At 69.9% G+C, this 21,151-nt stretch carries 19 protein-coding genes; 9 read left to right on the top strand and 10 right to left on the bottom strand.

The genetic code is table 11. From position 1 onward, the window contains the following. Positions 1-3: 3 nt before the first annotated feature. Entirely contained in the window at positions 4-192 is a 189-nt protein-coding gene (locus EFA46_RS13865; RefSeq protein ID WP_255494146.1) for a hypothetical protein, read from the bottom strand. Between the two features lie 163 nt (positions 193-355). Between EFA46_RS13865 and EFA46_RS13860 the strand changes: the two genes are divergently transcribed. The 9 genes from EFA46_RS13860 to EFA46_RS13820 all read left to right on the top strand — a co-directional run bounded on the left by EFA46_RS13860 (position 356) and on the right by EFA46_RS13820 (position 11,146). Next, on the top strand, positions 356-1,597 hold the full coding sequence (locus EFA46_RS13860) for a halocyanin domain-containing protein (protein WP_255494145.1): 1,242 nt from the start codon (positions 356-358) through the stop codon (positions 1,595-1,597). Positions 1,598-1,601: 4 nt separating this feature from the next. Further along, on the top strand, positions 1,602-2,186 hold the full coding sequence (locus EFA46_RS13855; protein WP_123078525.1) for a cytochrome c oxidase subunit II: 585 nt from the start codon (positions 1,602-1,604) through the stop codon (positions 2,184-2,186). Then, complete coding sequence (locus tag EFA46_RS13850; RefSeq protein ID WP_123078523.1) at positions 2,183-3,862, top strand: b(o/a)3-type cytochrome-c oxidase subunit 1; 1,680 nt, start codon at positions 2,183-2,185, stop codon at positions 3,860-3,862. Before EFA46_RS13855 ends, EFA46_RS13850 begins: the two co-directional genes overlap by 4 nt. A 2-nt stretch (positions 3,863-3,864) precedes the next feature. After that, positions 3,865-4,416: a hypothetical protein gene (locus EFA46_RS16370; RefSeq protein ID WP_123078521.1), complete on the top strand. Its 552-nt coding sequence runs from the start codon at positions 3,865-3,867 to the stop codon at positions 4,414-4,416. A gap of 6 nt (positions 4,417-4,422) precedes the next feature. Further along, positions 4,423-6,861 carry a heavy metal translocating P-type ATPase gene (locus tag EFA46_RS13840; RefSeq protein ID WP_123078520.1) on the top strand — a complete coding sequence of 813 codons (2,439 nt, stop codon included), beginning with the start codon at positions 4,423-4,425 and terminating at the stop codon, positions 6,859-6,861. 79 nt (positions 6,862-6,940) lie between these two features. Next, the gene (locus EFA46_RS13835) at positions 6,941-7,231 is read left to right on the top strand and encodes an Htur_1727 family rSAM-partnered candidate RiPP (protein WP_123078518.1); all 291 of its coding nucleotides are present in this window, start codon (positions 6,941-6,943) and stop codon (positions 7,229-7,231) included. After that, positions 7,228-8,433 (top strand): TIGR04347 family pseudo-SAM/SPASM protein, encoded by a 1,206-nt coding sequence (locus tag EFA46_RS13830; protein WP_123078516.1) that lies wholly within the window; start codon positions 7,228-7,230, stop codon positions 8,431-8,433. The genes EFA46_RS13835 and EFA46_RS13830 overlap by 4 nt, the downstream gene beginning before the upstream one ends. 421 nt (positions 8,434-8,854) lie before the next feature. Then, on the top strand, positions 8,855-9,832 hold the full coding sequence (locus EFA46_RS13825; protein WP_255494144.1) for an alpha/beta hydrolase: 978 nt from the start codon (positions 8,855-8,857) through the stop codon (positions 9,830-9,832). 585 nt (positions 9,833-10,417) lie between these two features. Continuing rightward, positions 10,418-11,146 (top strand): fumarylacetoacetate hydrolase family protein, encoded by a 729-nt coding sequence (locus tag EFA46_RS13820; protein ID WP_123078512.1) that lies wholly within the window; start codon positions 10,418-10,420, stop codon positions 11,144-11,146. Positions 11,147-11,228: 82 nt separating this feature from the next. Here the strand turns inward: EFA46_RS13820 and EFA46_RS13815 are convergent, their stop codons facing one another. From EFA46_RS13815 to EFA46_RS13775, 9 genes are read right to left on the bottom strand one after another with little or no spacing between them, the layout of a single operon-like run. After that, on the bottom strand, positions 11,229-12,146 hold the full coding sequence (locus EFA46_RS13815; RefSeq protein ID WP_123078510.1) for a D-2-hydroxyacid dehydrogenase: 918 nt from the start codon (positions 12,144-12,146) through the stop codon (positions 11,229-11,231). Beyond that, entirely contained in the window at positions 12,143-12,559 is a 417-nt protein-coding gene (locus EFA46_RS13810) for a DUF3830 family protein (protein WP_123078508.1), read from the bottom strand. Before EFA46_RS13810 ends, EFA46_RS13815 begins: the two co-directional genes overlap by 4 nt. A gap of 10 nt (positions 12,560-12,569) precedes the next feature. Next, positions 12,570-13,838, bottom strand: a complete 1,269-nt coding sequence (locus tag EFA46_RS13805) for a M20 family metallo-hydrolase (protein ID WP_123079254.1) — start codon at positions 13,836-13,838, stop codon at positions 12,570-12,572. After that, complete coding sequence (locus EFA46_RS13800; protein ID WP_123078506.1) at positions 13,835-15,247, bottom strand: dihydroorotase family protein; 1,413 nt, start codon at positions 15,245-15,247, stop codon at positions 13,835-13,837. Before EFA46_RS13800 ends, EFA46_RS13805 begins: the two co-directional genes overlap by 4 nt. Further along, positions 15,244-16,272 carry an ABC transporter ATP-binding protein gene (locus EFA46_RS13795; protein ID WP_123078504.1) on the bottom strand — a complete coding sequence of 343 codons (1,029 nt, stop codon included), beginning with the start codon at positions 16,270-16,272 and terminating at the stop codon, positions 15,244-15,246. Before EFA46_RS13795 ends, EFA46_RS13800 begins: the two co-directional genes overlap by 4 nt. Further along, entirely contained in the window at positions 16,269-17,378 is a 1,110-nt protein-coding gene (locus EFA46_RS13790) for an ABC transporter ATP-binding protein (protein ID WP_255494143.1), read from the bottom strand. The genes EFA46_RS13795 and EFA46_RS13790 overlap by 4 nt, the downstream gene beginning before the upstream one ends. Next, positions 17,375-18,280 (bottom strand): ABC transporter permease, encoded by a 906-nt coding sequence (locus EFA46_RS13785; RefSeq protein WP_123078500.1) that lies wholly within the window; start codon positions 18,278-18,280, stop codon positions 17,375-17,377. The genes EFA46_RS13790 and EFA46_RS13785 overlap by 4 nt, the downstream gene beginning before the upstream one ends. Beyond that, entirely contained in the window at positions 18,277-19,305 is a 1,029-nt protein-coding gene (locus EFA46_RS13780) for an ABC transporter permease (RefSeq protein ID WP_255494142.1), read from the bottom strand. Before EFA46_RS13780 ends, EFA46_RS13785 begins: the two co-directional genes overlap by 4 nt. Next, positions 19,302-20,993 (bottom strand): ABC transporter substrate-binding protein, encoded by a 1,692-nt coding sequence (locus EFA46_RS13775; protein ID WP_123078498.1) that lies wholly within the window; start codon positions 20,991-20,993, stop codon positions 19,302-19,304. Before EFA46_RS13775 ends, EFA46_RS13780 begins: the two co-directional genes overlap by 4 nt. Between the last annotated feature and the right edge of the window lie 158 nt (positions 20,994-21,151).

Raw genomic sequence — 21,151 nt, 5'->3', positions numbered from 1 at the left:
GCGTCAGGCGTGCTCGGCTTCGCGGCCGTCCCCGTCGGGGACGAAGAACCGATAGAGCATCGCGGCGATGAGGACGACGTTGACGAACGTGAGCGCGACGACGAGGTCGGTGTTCGCCGCGAAGTAGACGGCGACCGGGAGGAGTGCGAGCAGCGCCAATACTGCCAGCCACTGGTGTGGGACGTCGGCCATAGGCATCGCTACTTCCGGGAGTAGATAAGGGCTGTCGGGCGTTCCTACGCGATGGGAAGCCTGAGTTAGGATAAGTGGATGCTGTCCTGATGTGCGAGTATGCGAACGCTACGACCACTCGCGGTGGGTGTGACGACGGCGAGCAGTGGGTCGATATCGGCCCGTGAGTGCGGTGCCTGAGCGGCGGTACAGCCGCCGGCGGTTCCTCCGCGACGCGTCGGCGGCCGCGGTGGCGCTCGGCGCGAGCACCGGCGTCGCGGCCGGCGCGTCACCGGACTACGGCGGCTGGTTCACCGACTCCGCGAAGGGGGGTGCCGTCGGGAACTACGACGGGACGACGGTCGACAAGACCGGCCAGGACTCCGTCACCATCGAGGTGGGCGCGCAGGGCAACGGCGGGCCGTACGCGTACGCGCCGCCCGCGGTCCGCGTCTCGCCCGGCACCGAAGTGACCTTCGAGTGGGTGTCGAACACGCACGACGTTCAGGTCGAGTCGAAGCCGTCCGGGTCGAGCTGGGAGGGGGTCGACTCCATCAAGAACGAGGGCTTCACGCACTCACACACCTTCGAGACGGCGGGCGTCTACAAGTACTACTGTACGCCCCACCTCTCGATGGGGATGAAGGGCGCGGTCGTCGTCGGCGGCTCCGGCTCCGGCGGCGGCGGGAGCCCCGAGTGGGGCGACTGGTTCACGGACGCCGGACGCGGCGGCGCCGTCGGGAACTACGACGGCTCGACCGTCGACAAGACCGGCCAGGACTCGGTCACCGTCGAGGTGGGCGCGCAGGGCAACGGCGGCACGTACGCCTACGCCCCGCCGGCGCTGAAGATTTCGCCCGGCACGGAGGTGACCTTCGAGTGGACGTCGAACACGCACGATATCCAGGTCGAGTCCGCGCCCTCGGGGACGAGCTGGGAGGGCGTCGACTCCATCAAGAACGAGGGGTACACGCACTCGCACACCTTCGAGACGAGCGGTACCTACCGCTACTACTGCACGCCCCACCTCTCGATGGGGATGAAGGGCGGCATCTTCGTCACCGGGAGCGCCGGCGGTGGCGGCGGTGGTGGCGGTGGCGGCCTCGTCCCCGACCTCAACTGGGGGAACGTCGCGTGGATGGCCGGCCCCTCCGCCGTCGCGGTACCGGCCATCGTCGCCTACCTCCTCTGGGACTACGGCCGCGCCGGCGCGTTCGACGACCTCTTCGAGCGCGGCGAGTCCGCCGAACCCCCGGCGACTACGGAGGCACCGCCCGCGACGCCCGAGCGCGAGATCGACCACGACGAGTACGACCCGTGGGGGACGGCGCTCCTGCTCGCCGTCTACTTCGTGATCATCTCGGTCGCGTGGGCGCTCATGTACTTCGTCGAATTCCTCGGAACCGGCCCGCACATCTTCGGCTAACACGATGGAAATACACAGACTCGAGAAGATCTGGATCGCCGTATCGCTGCTGTTCATCGTGGGGCTCATCGCCTCCATCGTCTACGGGGTCGCCGGCGTCGGCGTCGGCACCGTCGGCGACACCGGACAGCAACTCGACCCGTCCGCGCTCGACGACACGGAGTTCGCCGACCCCGGCGGGCACTGGGCGAGCGAGGACCACTACGTCGTCCACGTCGTCGCGCGCCAGTTCCTCTTCCAGCCGGGCACCCAGGAGCCGATCATGGTGCCCGCGAACACCACCGTGACCTTCTACGTCACGAGCCCGGACGTCGTGCACGGCTTCGACGTCGTCGGCACGCAGCTGAACACCATGGTCATCCCCGGACAAGTCACCGAGTTCACCACCGAGTTCGACGAGCCGAAGACGTACGGCATCGTCTGTCACGAGTACTGCGGCGCCGGCCACCAGAGCATGGCGGGCCAACTCGTCGTCGTGCCCGCCGACGCGATGTCACAGAACGCGACGGCGAGCGCTGACGCCGCGAACGCGAGCGCCGTGAACGCGTCCGCGCAGGCATCAATCGCGACGCCGGAGGTGCCGGCATGACGTACGTCGACGACTTCCCCGGGGAGGCGCGCGTCGTCCGCACGGCGTTCGCCATCGCGTTCGCCTCCATCGGCCTCGGCGGCGCGCTCGGCGTCCTGCAGGCGCTCTTCCGCACGGGCTACAGTCGCTCGCTCTTCTCGTCGGTCGACTACTACTCCATCCTCACCGCACACGGCGTGCTGATGGCGCTCGTCTTCACGACGTTCTTCATCGTCGGCCTCTTCACGTGGGGGGTCACGCGCAGCCTCGACACGGGCTTTCGCGACCTCCGATTCACGTGGGGCTGGCTCGGCCTCATGACGCTCGGCACCGTGCTGGCGTTCGTCACCATCCTCGGGGGTATCGTCGGCTTCATCCCGACGCACGCCGCCGTCCTCTACACGTTCTACGCACCCCTGGAGGCGAGCCCGACGTTCTACCTCGGCCTCGCGCTCCTCGTCGTCGGCTCGTGGGGCGCGGGCGTCGACTACGTCCTCGCGCTGCGCGACTGGCGCGCACAGAACCCCGACGAGCGCATCCCCCTACAGACGTTCATGGCGGTGGCGACGATGCTGCTCTGGTTCGTCTGCACGCTCGGCGTCGCCGTCGAGGTCGTCGTCTTCCTCCTGCCGTGGTCGCTCGGGCTCATCCCCCGCGTCGACCCGCTGCTGACGCGGACGCTCTTCTGGTACTTCGGGCACGCCGTCGTCTACTTCTGGCTGCTGCCCGCGTACTTCGTCTGGTACACCATCTTCCCGAAGATCTCGGGCGGCCGGCTCTTCAGCGACCCGCTCGCGCGCGTCGTCTTCGTGCTCTTCCTCGTGTTGAGCACGCCGGTCGGCGTCCACCACCAGTACGGTGACCCCGGGCTCTCGCAGGGCCTGAAGTTCGTGCAGATGACGAGCACGTACTTCATCCTCCTGCCGAGCCTCCTCACCGCGTTCACGGTCGTCGCGAGCATGGAGCACGGCGCCCGCCAGCGCGGCGGTAAGGGCCTCCTCAAGTGGCTGCGCGCGCTCCCGTGGGAGAACCCGTCCTTCTCCGGCATCGCGCTCGCCGGCCTCGCCTTCGCCGCGAGCGGCTTCGGCGGGATGGTGAACGCCGGGCTGAACGTGAACGCCCTCGTCCACAACACGATGTGGGTGCCCGGCCACTTCCACCTCACCGTCGGCACCGCCGTCGCGCTGACGTTCATGGCGATTACCTACTGGCTGCTCCCGCAGCTCACCGGCAAGCGCCTGCGCCTGCGGACGCTCGCCGCCGTCCAACCGTACCTCTGGTTCGTCGGCATGGTGTTCATGTCGAACGCGATGCACCGCGTCGGCCTCGCGGGCGTCCCGCGGCGCACCTCCGAACCCCAGTACGAGCAGGTGCTCTTCAACACCCCCATCGCGACGATGGGCGAGCTCCACCTGCAGACGGTGGGCGGAGCGTTCCTCCTCTTCGCCTCGCTGCTGTGCTTCCTCGCGGTCGTCCTCTCGACGTGGCTGGGCGAGCGCGGCGCCGAACCGCTCGCCGTCAACGGCCACATTCCCGAGGCGCTCTCGGGGCCGGAGCACAGCCCGCGCATCCTCGACGACTTCCGCGTCTGGGTCGCGCTGACGTTCCTGCTGTTGCTCATCGCGTACGGCCCGCCGCTCGCGGCGATGGTACAGAACGGCCTGTTCGCACCCGGAAGCGCCCCCATCCCAGTCTGACCATGACCGACCACGCATCCACCCCGAGCGACGACGCGGGCGACGCCGAGACCGAGAACGACGTCTGGAGTCGCCGGTCGTTCGTCCGCTACTTCGCACCGATCAGCATCGCCATCCCGGTCGTCGTCGAGACGGAGACCTTCGTCGGCCTCCTGCAGAACGACTTCGGCGAGGACAGCACGTGGGACGACCCCACCGGCGTCTCCGTGGGCATCGGCGGCGACCTCCGCCCCGACCTCGACACCCGGGAGAAACTCCAGAACGCCGCGCTCACCGAGGTCGAGGACGGCCGGCGCCTCCAGCTCGCGGTCGCCGTCCGCAACACCGCCGACGCGCCCTACCGCCTCGAACTCGGCGCCGTCACCACCGAGGGCGGCGACACCGTCGAGGGCGGCTACACCACCGACCCCGTCGCACCGGACGAGACGGCGTCCTTCACCGCCGAGTACGTCCTGCCGGCGGACGCGACGCCCGCGAGCGTCGAGACCACCGTCACCATCGGCAACCAGCCCTCCGAGAAGACCGTCCAACTCGCCCCGATACCGACCCAGTAACCCCCGATGTCCGACCAGACGCACTGCACGCTCTGCGACCTCCCGACGCCCGACCCCCCCGTCACGGACGACGGCGTCGACGGGTCGTTCTGCTGTCGGGGCTGTCTCGAGGTCGCGCGCACCCTCGACGACGCGGCCGTCGCGGACGCGGACCCCGAGGCCGTCCGCGAGGACCTGCGCGCGGACGCGGGCGACGACGCGGACGACTCGACCGACGTCCCCGAGACGGCGGAGACGGCGTACTTCGCAGTCGACGGCATGCACTGCGCGACCTGCGAGGCGTTCCTCGAGGGCCGTGCCGCCGACACCGAGGGCGTCCACGACGCCGCCGCGAGCTACGCGAACGACGCGCTGAAGGTCACCTACGACCCCGAGGCGGGCGAGCGCGAGGAGATCGCGGACGCGCTCTCCGGCTACGGCTACCGGGTCGCCGACGCCGACGAGGAGGCCGAGCGCGAGGAGACGCTCACGACGGGGATGCGCCTGCTCGCCGGCGGCTTCTTCGGCATGATGGTGATGCTCTGGTACGTCCTCTTCCTCTACCCCATCTACCTCGGCGCGGGTCCCGTCGTCCCGTTCTTCGACCCGCGCGGCGTCGGCGGCCAGTACCTCTTCTGGAACGTCGCCGTCCTCTCCGGGGCGGCGACGGCGCTCGCGGGCTACCCGGTCTTCCGGGGCGCGCTCGTCAGCCTGCGCGCGCGCCGCCCGAACATGGACCTCCTCGTCGCGCTCGCCGCGAGCGCCGCGTTCGTCTACAGCCTCGCCGTCCTCCTCACCGGCGGCGTCGACGTCTACTTCGACATCCCCGTCGTCATCGTCCTCGCCGTCACCGCCGGCGAGCACTGGGAGACGAAGGCGAAAGAGCGCGCGAGCGCCGGCCTCGCCGAGCGCACCGCCGACAGCGTCGAGACCGCGCGCGTCGCGACCGCCGACGGCATCGCGGAGCGCCCCCTCGAGCGCGTCGACGCGGGCGACTCGGTCGTCGTCGCGACCGGCGAGCGCGTCCCCCTCGACGGCACCGTCACCGACGGCGACGGCGCGGTCGACGAATCCCTCCTCACGGGCGAATCCACGCCCCGAGAGGTCGAACCCGGGGACGACGTCGTCGGCGGGAGCGTCCTCGTCTCCGGGGGCGTGACCGTCGCGGTCACGGACACCGAGAGCACGCTCGACCGCGTCGTCGCCACCCTCTGGGAGGCCCAGAGCACGCACGGCGGCGTCCAGCAGCTCGCCGACCGCCTCGCGAGCGTCTTCGTCCCGGGCGTGCTCGCGCTCGCGGCGTGCGCGTTCGTCGCGCACCTCGCGTTCGGTGCCTCCGCCGAGGCGGCGCTCCTCACCGCGCTCACCGTCCTCGTCGTCTCGTGCCCGTGCGCGCTCGGCCTCGCGACGCCGCTCGCCGTCTCGAACGCCGTCCGGAGCGCGCTCGCGCACGGCTCCATCGTCACCGACGCGTCCGTCTTCGAGCGCGGCGCCGACGTCGACGTCGTCGCCTTCGACAAGACGGGCACGCTCACCACCGGCGAGATGCGCGTCCACGAGGTCGCGGGCGACGAGACCGTCCTCGGGGTCGCGGCCGCGCTCGAACAGTACGCCGACCACCCGGTCGCGCACGCCGTCTGCGCGCACGCCGACGACGCGGCCGAGCACGCGGTCAGCGACGTCGAGCGCCACAGCACGGGCGTCTCCGGGACCGTCGACGGCGAGCGCGTGCTCGTCGGGCGGCCCGCGCTCTTCGAGAGCGAGGGGTGGTCGGTCCCCGACGCATTCGCCGAACGCGCCTCGAGCGCCGACGAACGCGGCCTCGTCCCGGCCGTCGTCGGAACCCGGGGGACTGCGCGCGCCGTCGTCCTCGCGGGCGACGACCCCCGGCCGGAGTGGGAAGCGGTCGTGGACGACCTCGCCGTCGCGCACCGCGTCGTCGTCCTCACGGGCGACGAGGGCGCGGCCGCCGAGCGCTTCCGCGAGCATCCGGGCGTCGCCGACGTCTTCGCCGGCGTCCCGCCCGAGGGCAAGACCGCGGTCGTCGACCGCCTCCGCACGGAGAGGACGGTCGCGATGGTGGGCGACGGGTCGAACGACGCGCCCGCGCTCGCCGCCGCCGACGTGGGCGTCGCGCTCGGCGACGCCACCGCGCTCGCCGTCGACGCCGCCGACGCCGTCGTCACCACGGACGACCTGCGCGCGCTCCCCGCGCTCCTCGGCGTCGCACGCGCGACCCGGCGGCGCGTCCGCGAGAACCTCGCGTGGGCGCTCTGCTACAACGCCGTCGCCGTCCCGCTCGCGCTCGTCGGCCTCCTCAACCCGCTCGTCGCCGCCGTCGCGATGGGCGCGTCCAGCCTCCTCGTCGTCGTGAACAGCACGCGCGCGCTCGCGAGCGACTCCCACGCCCGCCGCGGCCTCCTCGGCCGGGCGAGCGCGCTGGCGGCGCGCGTCCGACCCACCTGACCGCGGCGCCCCTCGGGAGCGTTCCCAGCGCGCGGGAACTGACGACGACGGTATGCCGACGCCGCGAGACACGTCGGGTATGGACGAGACCGACCGCCGGCGGATAGACGCACGGTCGCGGAGTGCGACGAGCGGCGAGTGGGAGGTGTTCGTTCGGGAGACCACCGAGGCGGCGCTCCAGCACGTCGGGAGCGTCACCGCGCCGAACGCGGACGTCGCACACGAGCAGGCGACGCGGCTCTTCGGGGCGGAACTCGCGGACGTCTGGGTCGCGCCCGCGACGGCCGTCACTCGCTTCGTCGCCGACGGCGTCGAGACCGAGGCAGGCACCGAGGGCGGCGCGCCCGCTGCGGGGGTGGAGGAGTCGTGATCTCCGTCAGCAAACTCCTCTGTGACCTCGACGCGGAGGGCGACGGCCTCCGCTACGACGACGCCGCGGACTCGGAGAAACCACAGATCGTCGAGGACCGAACGACGAAGCCCGTGGTCGTGTGGAACCTCACGAAGCAGTGTAACCTCTACTGCGAGCACTGCTACGCCGCCGCCGACACCGAGACCGCCGACGGCGAACTCACCACCGAGGAGGGCAAGCGCCTGCTCGACGACCTCGCGGCGTACGGCGCGCCGGTCGTCCTCTTCTCCGGCGGGGAGCCCTGCGTCCGTGACGACCTCGAAGAACTCGTCGCGTACGCGTCCGACCGGGGGATTCGGCCCGTGCTCTCGACGAACGGCACGCTCCTCACCCCCGACCGCGTCGCCGACCTGAAGGACGCCGGCCTCGCGTACGCGGGCGTCTCCGTCGACGGCCTCCACGAGCGCAACGACGAGTTCCGCGGGCAGGAGGGCGCGTTCGACGCCGCGATTCGCGGCATCGAGGCGTGTCTCGACGCCGGCATCAAGACGGGGTTGCGCTACACCATCACCCAGCACAACGCCCCCGACATGACGGACGTCGTCGACCTGCTCTACGAGAAGGGCGTGAATCGCTTCTGCTTCTACCACCTCGACTACGGCGGGCGCGGCGCGGACATCAGCGACGCCGACCTCTCGCGCGAGGCGACGCGCGAGGCCGTCGAGGAGCTCTGCGACCTCACGCGCGAGTACCACGCGCGCGGCGAGGAGGTGGAGACGCTGCTCGTCGGGAACTACGCGGACGCGGCGTTCCTCGTGGAGTACGCGCGCCGCGAGTACGGCGAGGCGAAGGCGCGCGCCGTCCACGACTACCTCCGGCGCAACGGCGGCGACCCGACCGGCGAGCGCGTCGCCGACGTCGACTACCAGGGGAACGTCCACCTCACGCAGTTCTGGCAGGGCTACTCGCTGGGCAACGTCCGGGACCGGCCGTTCTCGGCCATCTGGGAGGACGAGTCGAACCCCCTCCTCTCGGGGCTCCGCGAGCGCGAGGAGCACCTCTCCGGGAAGTGCGCGGACTGCCGCTACCGCGACGTCTGTCGGGGGGCGTCCCGACTCCGCGCGACCGCCGCGCACGGCGACCCGTTCGCGCCCGACCCGAAGTGCTACCTCACCGACGCCGAACGCGACGCGCCGACGACGCCCAGTGCGGGCGACTGACGACCTCAGGACCGCCGTTTCGACCGACGCGCCCCGTGGCCGCGATAGCCCACAATAAGGGCCCTCAATATCGGGGCTGGACAGCCATGTTCGTACGGCACGCACGCCTACCCGGGGAGGCGCGCTCGGCCCGCTCCAGTTCTGGTCACCCCCACCCAACTGGGCCGCCGCCGTCTCCCCCGTCCGACGACGCCGCCCTCGCTCGGGGGTACATCGAGCACAGCCGGTGCCCCCGACCGAGGCCCACGGCTGTCACACGATACCGCCGAGACGTATAGCCGTGGAGTATAGTTGTGTGGTGTAGCTATACCGAGTACCTATACCGTATTCGCACGCTCCGATCCGAGCGCCGCTCCGACACGCCGGCCCGCCCGATTCCGGGAGGCGCAGGTCTATACGGGACGCTCGCGATGCGCACACCATGCCGGAGTCAGTCACGGTCCACGAGGGAGTGACGTACGCCGAGCGCGAGAGCGGCGAACTGGGACTCGATCTCTACCGCCCGGCGGTCGAGGACCCACCGCTCGTCGTCTACGTCCACGGCGGCGGCTGGGTGGCGGAGACGCGCGCAAATATTCCTGATCCGGAACGCTACGCCGCCGAGTGGGGGTGTGCGATTGCGAGCGTGAGCTATCGCCTCCAGGAAGTCCCGGACGGGGCCGACGTCGAGGTGGACCCGTCGAACCCGACGCCGCGCGGCGCGTTCCCCGACCACTTCGTGGACGTGAAGGCCGCCATCCGATGGCTGCGCGCGCACGCCGACGACTACGGCTACGACGCGACCGATATCGCCGTCTGGGGGTCCTCGGCCGGCGGCCACCTCGCGCTGCTCGCGGGCACCGTCGACGACGTCACCGACCTCGGGGACGCCTTCGCGGACGAGCTGACGAAGACCGTCGCGCCCGACGCCTCCGGGGCGGTGCAGGCCGTCGTCAGCTGGTACGGCGTGAGCGACTTCACCGCCGTCGACGACGAGGGCGGCCCCGTCTCGCTCCTCTTCGGCGGGACGCGCGACGAGTACCCCGAGCGCTACGCGCAGGCGAGCCCCGTCACGCACGTCACCCCGGAGAGTCCGCCGACGCTGTTGATGCACGGCCGCGAGGACGAGATGGTGGCCGTCGAGCAGAGCCGGCGGTTCTACGACGCGCTCGACGACGCGGGCGTGAACGCGCTCCGCTACGAACTCCACGACCTGAACCACGTCTGGGTCGAGGACCTCGCGGATATCGAGTCCGAGCGCGTCGCGATGGACCTGCTCGCCGCGTCGCCGACGCACGCCCAGTCGGTCTACGAGGCCACGCACGTCCCCGAGGGCGGCACGCCGACCCGTCTCCTCGCCGACCTCCCGCCCGCCGGACCCGACGCAATCCGCCGCTTCCTCGAACGCACCGTCGGGTGAGTCGGCCCGCCGGGTAGCTCCACTCCAGCACGCTCCTCGACGGTGACTTCGGACATCCATGAGTGCAAATACAAAACAATACCGCTGAGTGAAACGAGCGTTCCGCGTCGTGGGACGAGACATCACAACCGGGGTAACGAACGGTAAAAGCCGTGACGAACCCCTCTGCCACCGTCGCGCTCGACGTGCTGCCGAATCGGAGCGGTAGCCCGCTGTTGACCGACCCGACCGACGCCATACCGACCGTCACGCGCCACCACGGGCACTCACGATGCTCTGCCGCGAGTGGCCGTCGCGGCGGCGCCGCACTCAGGTGTCGGCTCCCACTCCACGTGATTGCATAGATATAACCATACTGTTTGGATCGTCGATGGGCGCGTCGCTCGGTAGGAGTTATACTGCCACGCCGAGGGCGCGGCGGCCGTGGCACGCGACGGCGCCGCAGAGCCACGACTGAGCGGTGCTCCGGGGTGGACGTGACGGTTCCAGGCGACTCCGTGAGCGCGTCGGCGTCGAGTAACGCGCCGCTCACGAAAGTCTCACCGTGGTGCGAGCCTTCTTGTGTTCGCTCGCGATACCCCACGTATGCGACTCGCACGCGCACGGACCCCGGACGGTATCGTGACCGGCGCCTACGACGACGGCGTCATAGAGACGGAGCGCGAGACGTACGAACTCGGCGTCGACGCCGACCTGCTCGCGCCGACGCGACCCTCCGCGCTCTACTGCGTCGGCCGGAACTACGCGGCGACGCTCGACCAGATGGACTACGAGCGCCCCGCGCAACCCGACTTCTTCATCAAACCGCCCGTCTCGGTGCGCGGTCCCGAGACGCCGATTCCCTATCCGCGTTTCTCCGAGGAGGTCACGTACGCCGGCGAGCTCGCCGCCGTCATCGACGCCGAGTGTTCGAACGTCGCGGAATCCGAGGTCGACGACGTGGTGCGGGGGTACACCATCATGAACGACGTGGACGCGCTCGACCAGCCGGGACGCACCGCGCGCAAGGCCTTCGACGGCTCCGGGCCGCTCGGGCCGTGGATCGAGACGGACCTCGACCCTGCGGGTATCGACATGCGCACCGTCATCGACGGCGAGGAACGCCAGAACGCGAACACCGACCACATGCTCTTCTCGCCGCGCGAGGTCGTCTCCTTCCTCTCCGAGCGCGTCACCCTCAAACCGGGCGACGTCGTCGCGTTCGGCAGCCCCGCGAACCCCGGTGTGATCGAGCCCGGGAACGAGATCGAGATAACGTACGCGGGCGTCGGCACGCTCCGGAACACCGTCGCCGAGGCCGAAACCGAGGGCTGAGCGCCGCCCCCACGCGAACGCCTTCCCGAGCGGTGGCTCGTCTTCGAGTCCGTCACGACGGCGTCGCGGTCCGCGCCGCGCGCTACGCGAGCGACGTCGCGTCGAGCGCGTCGACGAGGATGTCGGCACAGCGCTTCCAGTAGTGTGGTGTGTGGCCGGCGTTGTGAGGGGTGACGAGGCAGTTGGAGAGGCCCCAGAGTGGGTGGTCGGCGGGGAGGGGTTCGGGGTCGGTGACGTCGAGGGCGGCGCTCCGGATGTCGTTGCCTCTGAGCGCGGCGACGAGGGCGTCGGTGTCGACGACGGGGCCGCGAGCGACGTTGACGAGCATCGCGTCGGTCGGCATGGTGAGGAAGGCCTCCTCGCCGACGAGGCTCTCGGTGGTGTCGGTGAGCGGGCACGCGAGCACCAGGTAGTCCGAGCGCGCGGCCGCGTCCAGCGTCTCGTCGAAGCCGACGACTTCGTCGGCGTTGCCGCCTTTTTCGGGGGTGTAGCGGACGCCGATGGTTTCGACGCCGAAGTCCCGGAAGCGGGCGATTATCTCCTCGCCGATGGGGCCCATGCCGACGACGGTGGCGGTCGAGCGCCGGAGTTCGCCGCCCTGGAAGTGGTTCCACTCGGCGCGCTCGGTCTGCTCCCACGCCCGCTGGAGGTTCCGGACGTCAGCCAAGACGTAGCCGAGTACTTGCTCGGCGATGTTCGGGCCGTGTACGCCCGAGGCGTTCGCGACGGCGACGCCCGCGTCCTCCAAGGCCTCCAGCGGCAAGTGCCCCGTCCCGGCGAACGTGCACGCGAACAGCTCGAGGGTATCGGACTCCGCGACGAGGGCGGGGTCGATTTGGAAGCCGGTCGCGACGCTCGCCTCCATGAGGAGCTCGCGCTCCTCGGCGGGCGTCCGTGCGAACTCGACGTCGAGGTCGGGGCGCGCCTCGCGTATCTCGGTGGCGTAGTCCGCCGGGTCGAGGCCGTGAATCTTCTGTCGGAGGACGACGACGTCCGTCATTCCTCCACCTCCCGGATCGTGACCTCAAGCATGCCGTCGCGGAGCGTCCGTTCCTCGATTGCTTTCAGCTCCTCCGCGCTCGCGTTTATCGACGCGAAGTGGTTGCCGGCGAGTTCGCCGGCCGGGCTCTTGAAGCACGTCGGCCCGCAGGGGACGAGGACCTCCTGCTCGTTCCGATAGCCCGGATAGAGCAGGAGGTCGCCCCGCGAGGGGTAGACCGTGTGGTTCTCCCGTGGAATCTCCGGCAGGTCGATCTCGTCGATGTTGATCCACGTCGCGATGCCGCTCCAGCGGACGTGCATCAGCTCCGACTCCAACGGAAGGAACTCCCGGACCGCCGCGACGGACTCGGGTGCGCGGTCTTCGTGCAGCTCTGCGGTGAACGTCGTGTCGTCGATTTCGATTGCTAACATTGGTGTTCTCTCAGTGGTCGTCAGTCGTTGCGAGGGTCGCCATCGCGTCCGCGAGCACGGCCGTCGCGGTGGTGCAGTCCGCCCAGTCCGCGCGCTCCTTCGGCGAGTGCGAGTGGCCGTTCTCGGACGCGACGAACAGGAGCGCTGCGTCCGTGACGTCGGCGACCTGCATCGTGTCGTGGCCGGCGCCGGAGTGGACGGCCGCCGTCTCGACGCCGCGTGTGCGCGCCGCGTCCGCGACGGTCCGCCGGCAGCGTTCGGAGAGCGGGGTCGGCGGGACGTCGTAATCGCAGTCGAACGCCGTCGAGACGCCGCGCTCGGCTTCGAGGTCGTCGAGTGCGCGCTTCACGGCGTCGAGTTGCGTCCGTATCTCCGGGCGCTCGACCGACCGGAGGTCGAGGCGGAGCGAGACCGACCCGGGAACGACGTTGACGGCGTTCGGCTCGACGTCGAGGCGGCCGACGGTGCCGACGGCGGTGCCGCTGCCGGTCGTGGCGGCGTCGGTCGCGCACGCCTCGACCGCGAGGACGAGCTCGCTCGCCGCCGCGAGCGCGTCCCGGCGTTCGTCCATCCCCGTCGTCCCCGAGTGGTCGGCCTCGCCCTCGATAGTGACGTGGCAGCGCGCCGTCCCCGTGATGTCGGTGACGACGCCGAGCGGGACGCCCGCGTCGCGGAGGCGCGTCGTCTGCTCGATGTGGAGTTCGAGCCACGAGTCCCACGCGCCCGCGTCGAGTCGACCGGTGCCCCGGTAGCCGGCCTCCGAGAGCGCGGCGTCGAGCGTGACGTCACCGTCCGAGAGCGCGAGCGTCTCCTCGACGCCGCGCTTCCCGCTCGCGACCGTCGAGCCGAGGACGCCGTCCGCGAAGCGCGTCCCCTCCTCGCCCGTGAAGCAGACGACGTCGAGTGGCCGCGACGGTGCGACCGCGCGGCGCTGGAGCGAGCGCACGGCTTCGAGGGCGGCGTAGACGCCGAGGACGCCGTCGAAGACGCCGCCGCGCGGCACCGAGTCGAGGTGACTGCCGGCGGCGACGGGCGCGGCGTCCGGGTCCGCGCTCGGCGGCGTCCAGCGCCCCGCGATGTTCCCGACGGCGTCCACGCGCACGTCGAGGCCGGCCGCCTCCAGTCGCTCGACGAAGTAGTCGCGCGCCTGCGCGTTCGCCGCGTCCGCCGGGAGCGCGGTTCGGCCGCGCCCTGCCTCGGCCTCGACCGCACCGAACGCGGCGGTTCGCTCCACGTCGCGTCGGAGCGCGTCGCCGTCGACGGCACTCTCGACGTTCACGTGTTCCCTCCCCGCGCGCCCCACTCCGGGACGTCCCGTGCGCGGAACTCGCCGTAGCCGGGGTCCGCCGTGACGCCGGACTCGTCGGCGACGCGTTCGCCCCGAACGTACGTCGCCATCACGCGCCCGGTGACCTCGCGGCCCTCGTAGATCGAGTAATCCGCCTTCGAGGCGTTCTCCTCGGCCGTGATGGTGTACGACTCGTCGGGGTCGAAGACGACGAAGTCCGCGTCCGCGCCGACGGCGAGCCGACCCTTCCTCGGGAGGCCGAACGTCGCCGCCGGCTTCGCGCACATCGCGCGCACGAGGAACCCGTAGGAGTGCCCGCGTTCGTTGACGGCCTCGTCGTGGAAGACCGGGAGGCTCGTCTGGAGGCCGTTCACGCCGAACGAGCACTCCCACCAGTCGTCGACGGTCTTCTCCTCGCGCGTCGAGGCGACGTGGTCCGTCGAGACGACGTCGAGCGTCCCCTCGCGGAGGTACTCGAACATCGCGTCGACGTCGTCGGCGCGTCGAAGCGGCGGCGACTGGAGCGCGAGCGTCCCCTGCTCGGCGTACGCGTCCTCGGTGAGCGTCGCGTAGTGCGTGCAGGTCTCCCCACGGAACTGACTGCCGTCCTCTCGGACGGCCGCGAGCTCCGCCGCGGCCGCGCGCGAGGACGTGTGGATGCCGTAGTACTTGCAGCCGGTCGAGTCGGCGAGCGTGACCGCGTCCGCGAGCGCCATCGCCTCCGCGTAGTCGGGGCGCGCGCCCGGGTAGTCCACCGGGTCGCCCCGCCCCTCGCGGCGCCGCTCTTCCGTGAGGGCCTCGCAGACGGCGGCGTCCTCGGTGTGGAGGACGGCGACCGCGTCGCGGTCGGCGAGCTCCTCGAACGCGAGCCGGAGGAAGCCGTTCGAGACGCCGATGTCGTAGGCAGTGAAGAACTTGACCGTCGGGACGCCGGCCTCGATGAGGGCATCGAACTCCTCGAACACGGACTCGTCCTCGGCCGTCACGGTCGCGTGGAGTCCGTAATCGACGTACGCGCCGTCGGCCTTGCGCTTCTGGCGCTCGATGGCGTCGAGTAGCGACCCCTCGTCCGCCCAGACGGAGCCGTCCGCGCCGTACTCGCGCTCGCCCGTCCACGTCTGCCACGCGAAGTTGATGACGGTGGTGACGCCACCGCGCGCCGCGGCGGCCGTCCCCGTCTCGTAGCTGTCGATGGAGTTGAAGCCGTCGACGTGGACGTGCGGGTCAACGACGCCCGGCATGACGAGGCGGCCGTCGACGTCGAGCGTCCGCTCGGCGGCCGGGAGTCGGTCCGGGTCACCGACCGCGACGATGGTCCCGTCGTCGACCGCGAACCCCGCCTCGCGGAGGCCGTCCACCGTCGCGAGCGTCCCGCCGACGACGGTCAGGTCGACGCTCACGACGCGTCCCCCGGCGTGGTGTTTGCGGCGTCGAGAAGCGCGTCGAAGCCGTCGGTGTCGTCGTCGTACGCGATGCAGTTGACCGCTACGTCGTTCACGTGTCGTGTGTCTGGCTGGCGCATCGAGCAGTCCTCGGTGGCGTGTGGACAGCGCGGGTGGAGGCGACAGCCCGACGGGACGTCCCGTGGGCTCGGCACCTCGCCGCGCAGCGGTTCGCTCTCGGGTCTGTACGCTTCGTCGGCCGCCGACGTCACGGGAATCGAGGAGAGGAGCGCGCGCGTGTAGGGATGGCGTGGGGACTCGAAGAGCTCCGCCGTCGGTCCTTGCTCCTGGATCTCCCCGAGGTACATCACGGCCGTCTCGTCCGCGAAGTTCCGGACGAGCGAGAGGTCGTGCGTGATGAAGAGGTAGGTGAGGCCGAGTTCCGCTTGGAGGTCCGCGAGCAGGTCGACGATCTTCGCCTGCACCGAGACGTCGAGCGCGCTCGTCGGCTCGTCGAGCAACAGGAGCTGTGGCTCGACGGCGAGCGCTCGCGCGATGTTCACGCGCTGTTTCTGACCGCCGCTCAGCTCGTGGGGGTACTTGTGGAGGTACTCGTCCGTGAGGCCGACGCGCTCGAGCATCTCGCTCACGCGTGCCTCGCGCTCCTCGCGCGGGACGCCCGTCGCCTTCAGCGGGACGAGCAGCGTCTTCCGAATCGTCCGCCGCGGGTTCAGACACGACGTCGGGTCCTGGAAGACGAGCTGGATCTCCGAGCGAATCGTCTCCACCTGCCGGCGGATCGGGTTCGTGATGTCCTCGCCCTGATAGCGGATGAGGCCGTCCGTGGTCTCGTGGATGTCGATGATGGTCTTCGCGACCGTCGACTTCCCGCTCCCGGACTCGCCGATGAGCGCGAGCGTCTCGCCCTCGTCGATGCTGAACGAGACGCCGTCGACCGCCTTCGCCGGCGGCTCGTCCGTGAGCCAGCCGCCCGACGCGAAGTGCTTCTTGAGGTTCTTCACCTCGAGGACGGGCGCGCTCATCGCTCTCCCCCCGTGCGCTCGACGGACGCGTCCGTCTCGGTGTCGTCCGACATCAGCCGGCGCTTCGTCTCCGCGACCGTCGGCGTCGGCCCGTCGTCGACGTGGCGCACGCAGGCCGCGTGCGCGTCCTCACCGAAGTCGGTACGCGGCGGCTCCGCGCCCCGGCAGTCGTCGTCCGCGTACGGACAGCGCGGGTGGAAGCGACACCCCGAGGGCGGGTCGGTGTACTCGGGCACCGAGCCGTCGATTCCGCCCGCCATCGGCTCGCCGGAGAGCCGGGGGATGGACGCGATGAGGCCCTGCGTGTACGGATGGCGGGCCTCGGTGAATATCTCCTCCGTCGGCGCCGACTCGACGATGCGGCCGCCGTACATGATGTATATCCGGTCGCTGATCTGGCGCGCGACGCCGAGGTTGTGCGTGATCATCAGGACGCTCATGTCGCGCTCGGCAATGACGTCCGTGAGGAGCGAGAGGATCCTGTCGTGGACGGTGACGTCGAGCGCGGAGCCGGGTTCGTCGGCGATGAGGAGGTCCGGCTCGTTGAGGAGCGCCTGCGCGATGAGCGCACGCTGGCGCATCCCCCCGGAGAGCTCCGACGGATAGCTGTCGATGACGGCCTCCGGGTCGGGCATCTGCACCTCGCGGAGCATCTCGAGGACGCGCTCACGCGCCGCCGACCGCTCCGAGCCCGAGTGCCGCCGGCGGAGGTAGGAGAGCAGCCCCGCGTCGTCGCTCCCACCGAACTGCGCGGTGTCCGTGAGCTGCTCGCCGACGGTGAAGACGGGGTTCAGACTCGAGAGCGGGTTCTGCGAGACCATCCCGAGGCGGTCGCCGTTCAGGTCGTCGCGCTCCGCCTCGGAGAGCTCGCGCAAGTCCATCCCGTCGAACTCGACGTCGCCGTCGACGTGCGCGGGCGGCTCGTCGAGCAGGCCGGTGATGGCCTTCGTCGTCACCGACTTCCCACAGCCGGTCTCACCGACTATCGTCACGACTTCGCCGCGCTCGACGCGGAGGTCGACGTCGCCGACGACGTCCGCGTAGCCGTCGAACCCCTCGAAGCCCACGGAGAGGCCGCTGACGTCGAGGAGGGTGTCGTCGCTCACTGTTCCACCTCCACGTCGAAGAGGTCGCGCAAGCCGTCCCCGAGCATGTTGAACCCGATCACGAGGACGAAGATGGCGAACCCGGGGAAGACGCTGATCCACCATTCGCCCGGCAGGTACTGCGTCCCGTTCGCGACCATCGTCCCGAGACCGGGCTGTGGCGGCTGGACGCCGAGCCCGATGAACGAGAGCGACGCGCCCGTGAGGATGACGATACCGGCGTCCAGCGTCACCTTCACGAGGATCGGCGAGAGGCAGTTCGGGAGTATCTCGCGAAAGAGCACGTGGGGCGTGCCCGCGCCCGCGAGCTCCGCGGCCTGCACGTACTCCTCGTCGCGTTGGCCGGCCGCGAGTCCGCGCGCGAGACGGGCGTACCACGTCCACCAGAGCGACGCGACCGCGAACATCGCGACTTCGAGCGTCGGCTCGAACGCCGACGCGATGGCGAGCGCGAGCACCAGCGGCGGGAGCGCGAGGAAGGTGTCCGTCACGCGCATGATCACCGTGTCGACCCAGCCGCCGGTGTAGCCGGCGACGAGGCCGAGCAGCACGCCGACGGGGACGCCGATTCCGAGCACGACCGCGACGAGCAACAGCGAGATGCGGTAGCCGTAGATGACGCGCGTGAGGATGTCGCGGCCGGCGCTGTCGGTCCCGAACGGGTGGGCGAGCGTCGGGGGCTGGTAGGCGTTCGCGAAGTCGGTGAAGGAGCCGACCTGTGCCGGGTAGGGCGCGACGTACGGCGCGAAGACGGCGGCGAGCACGACGACGGTGACGATGCCGAGCCCGACCATGCTCATCGGCTGGTTCGCGAAGCGGCGATACGACCGGTACCAGAGTTCGCGTCTCGCCGGGGAAACGAGCCGGTCGAGAGCGTGTGAGTGGTCGGTGTCAGTGCTCATGTCGTATCACCCGTGAGGTCGATGCGGGGGTCGAGGACAGCCATGACGGCGTCGACGAGGAAGTTCACGGCGACGAACGCGACGCCGATGAGCATCGTCACGCCGACGACGGCGTTCACGTCCGAGGTGAGGACGGACTGGACGCCGTACTTCGCGACGCCCGGCCACGAGTAGACGATCTCGATGATGAACGCGCCGCTGAGGAGCCACGCGTACTGGAGGCCGAGGATCGTCAGCGTCGGCACGAACGCGTTCTTCAGCGTGTACTTGTGCGTCACCATCCACGACGGCAGTCCGAAGCCGCGCGAGGCCACGATGTAGTCCTTGCCCTCGACGTCGATCATGCTCGAGCGCGTGATGCGTATCACCTGCCCCATCCCGCTGAACGACAGCGCGAGCGCGGGTAGCAGCAGATGACCCCAGACGTCGACGTGTGCCGCGAACGCGCCGGCGAGCAGGGTGTCGAGCAGGTAGAAGCCCGTGACGCGCGTGAACTCGGCGGCGGCCGCCGAGGAGACGCGGCCCGTGATCGGGAACCACTGGAGGAAGTAGCCGAAGGCGAGCTGGAAGAGGATGCCGATGAAGAAGCTCGGCACGCTCACCGTCGAGAACGCGAACACGCGCGTGAGGTTGTCGAGGCGTCCGCCGTGGTTGACGGCGGCGAGCACGCCGAGCGGCACGCCGAGACCAACCATGAGTGCGAACGCGACGGTGATGAGTTCGAGCGTCGCCGGGAGCTTGAACATGAGGTCCTGCACGACGGGGTTCTTCGTCTGGAGGCTCTGCCCGAGGTCGCCGACGAGCAGGCGGCGCATGTAGTCGGCGTACTGGAGGGGCAGGGGTTCGTTCAGCCCCATCTCGGCGGCGAGGCGCTGGACCTGCTCCTCGCTCGCCATCGCGCCGAGCGCCATCCGCGCGGGGTTCCCCGGGAGGACGCGCGAGATGACGAAGATGAGGACGGACAGCCCGAGCAGGCTGACGACCATCCCCGAGAGGCGTTGTGCGACCTGCTTCGGGTCGATCATTCGGTCGCGTGGAGGTCACGGAAGGTGTACTCGAAGCCCTGTGCCGGGCGGAGCGTGAGCCCCTCGACGTCGTTCTGGAAACCGATGGTCTTCACCGTGTGGTAGAGGTGCATGTCACAGTAGAGCTCGGCGAGAACGCTCTGGAGTTCGCCGTAGATCTCGGCGCGCTCCTCGCGATTCGGCGTCCGGCGCGCCTCCTCGATGAGCGAATCGACCCGCTCGTTGTCGAGGTGCTCCATGCTCATCCACGTGTTCGCGGCCTCCGAGTGGAACTGGTTGTAGAACATCGAGTCCGCCGAGGGGTACGTCGGGACGTAGAACACCTGACTGGTGTGGGGCGTCTTCTCCGGCGTCGTCGCGAGCTCGGTGATCGTCCCCCACGTCTGCGGGTTCAACTCGACGTCGATGCCGATGTCCGCCATGTTGTCCTTGAAGAGGAGCGCGATGCGCTCCTGGAAGGCGTAGGAGGACGTGAACGTGTTCGTGATCGTGATGTCGCCCTCGGTGTAGCCGGCGTCCTCGAGCACCCGCTTCGCGCGCTCGGGGTCGTAGGACGGCTGGAGGACGTCCTCCTTGTGCGCGCCCCACGTCGGTGGGAGCGGCCCCTGCGCTTTCTGCATGTCGGGGCGGATATCCTCGACGACCTGCTCGTAGTCGAAGCCCCACGCGATGGCCTCGCGGACGGCCGGGTCGTCCGTCGGCGGTTTCTGCGTGTTGATCTTGTTGTAGAGCAGGCCGAACGTCGGAATCTTCTCGACGCGGGCGTGGTCCATCTCCTCGATGGCGCCGTACGTCTGGGAGCTCTGATACTGGCCGGTCATGTCCAGCGTCCCGTTCTTCATCCGGGTGAGGACGGTCGAGTTCTCGGTGATGATCTCGACCTCCACCGTCTCGAACGCCCCGTCGGGGAAGCTCTCGAAGTAGTCGTCGTACTTCGAGAAGGTGATGCCGGTGCCTCGCGTGAACTCCTCGAGCGCGTACGCGCCGGAGCCCGCGTCGTTGTCGTTGATGAACGCCTGCCCGTAGTCGCCGCGCTCGCCGTACTCGCCGTCCTCGAGGTTGTTCATCACGAGGTCCTTATCGACGACGAAGACGAGGACGAGGATGGGGAGGAACGGCGTGTACGGCCGGTCGAGTTCGAACGTGATCGTCCGCTCGTCCTCGACGGTGATGTTCTCCTTCGAGAGCACGCCGGTCAGGAGCGAGGAGTAGCCCTGTCCGAGGTCCATGAAGCGCTCGACGGTGAACTTCACGTCCTCGGCGCTGACCGCGTTCCCGCTGTGGAAGGTGGCGTCGTCGCGGAGCGTGAACGTGTACGTCGTGCTGTCCTCCGAGACCGTCCAGTCGCTCGCGAGGTGCGGCTGGATCGTCCCCTCGCTGTCCGGGAAGACGAGCGGATCGTAGAGGTTGACGAGCGCCATCGCCTGCACGTAGTCCGTCCCCTTCGCGGGGTCGATGGTGCCGAGGCGCTGGGAGATGTTCGCCGTGAGCGTCGAGCCGCCCTGCGCCGTCGTCGTCCCGTCGGCGCTCGTCGTGGTGTCGGCTGACACGTCAGAGCCCGCGTCGCTCGTACAGCCGGCGAGGCCGGCGGCGCCGACGGCGCCGAATCCGGCGAGGAAGCCACGCCGCGACCGCCGCGACGTGAGGGTGCGGGGGTCGATCCGGCCGCCGTCTCCAGCGTCGCTCATTGCACACCCCCAGTAGTTCCGAGTCCAACGGTGAAACAAGGGTTAACACTAGAGTATTCGCGGCTATCCGCCACTTCTTCGACGTATGAGCTCACTTCGAACACATTAGCGAACTCTCGGCCAGTAGTTGAAAAGCCTTACGCAGCGTCTGTAATAAC

The sequence above is a fragment of the Halarchaeum sp. CBA1220 genome (assembly GCF_003721175.2).
In the GTDB taxonomy this organism is placed as follows: Archaea; Halobacteriota; Halobacteria; order Halobacteriales; family Halobacteriaceae; genus Halarchaeum; species Halarchaeum grantii.
Note: the sequence above shows the minus strand (reverse complement) of the source record. Positions and strands in the feature narration are given on the sequence as shown.

Coding starts and splice junctions, on each gene's coding strand:
- EFA46_RS16370 (WP_123078521.1), top strand. CDS start 3,865: ATGACCGACCACGCATCCACCCCGAGCGACGACGCGGGCGACGCCGAG.
- EFA46_RS13775 (WP_123078498.1), bottom strand. CDS start 20,993: ATGAGCGACGCTGGAGACGGCGGCCGGATCGACCCCCGCACCCTCACG.
- EFA46_RS13855 (WP_123078525.1), top strand. CDS start 1,602: ATGGAAATACACAGACTCGAGAAGATCTGGATCGCCGTATCGCTGCTG.
- EFA46_RS13865 (WP_255494146.1), bottom strand. CDS start 192: ATGGCCGACGTCCCACACCAGTGGCTGGCAGTATTGGCGCTGCTCGCA.
- EFA46_RS13780 (WP_255494142.1), bottom strand. CDS start 19,305: ATGATCGACCCGAAGCAGGTCGCACAACGCCTCTCGGGGATGGTCGTC.
- EFA46_RS13825 (WP_255494144.1), top strand. CDS start 8,855: ATGCCGGAGTCAGTCACGGTCCACGAGGGAGTGACGTACGCCGAGCGC.
- EFA46_RS13820 (WP_123078512.1), top strand. CDS start 10,418: ATGCGACTCGCACGCGCACGGACCCCGGACGGTATCGTGACCGGCGCC.
- EFA46_RS13815 (WP_123078510.1), bottom strand. CDS start 12,146: ATGACGGACGTCGTCGTCCTCCGACAGAAGATTCACGGCCTCGACCCG.
- EFA46_RS13785 (WP_123078500.1), bottom strand. CDS start 18,280: ATGAGCACTGACACCGACCACTCACACGCTCTCGACCGGCTCGTTTCC.
- EFA46_RS13835 (WP_123078518.1), top strand. CDS start 6,941: ATGGACGAGACCGACCGCCGGCGGATAGACGCACGGTCGCGGAGTGCG.
- EFA46_RS13840 (WP_123078520.1), top strand. CDS start 4,423: ATGTCCGACCAGACGCACTGCACGCTCTGCGACCTCCCGACGCCCGAC.
- EFA46_RS13850 (WP_123078523.1), top strand. CDS start 2,183: ATGACGTACGTCGACGACTTCCCCGGGGAGGCGCGCGTCGTCCGCACG.
- EFA46_RS13810 (WP_123078508.1), bottom strand. CDS start 12,559: ATGTTAGCAATCGAAATCGACGACACGACGTTCACCGCAGAGCTGCAC.
- EFA46_RS13795 (WP_123078504.1), bottom strand. CDS start 16,272: ATGAGCGCGCCCGTCCTCGAGGTGAAGAACCTCAAGAAGCACTTCGCG.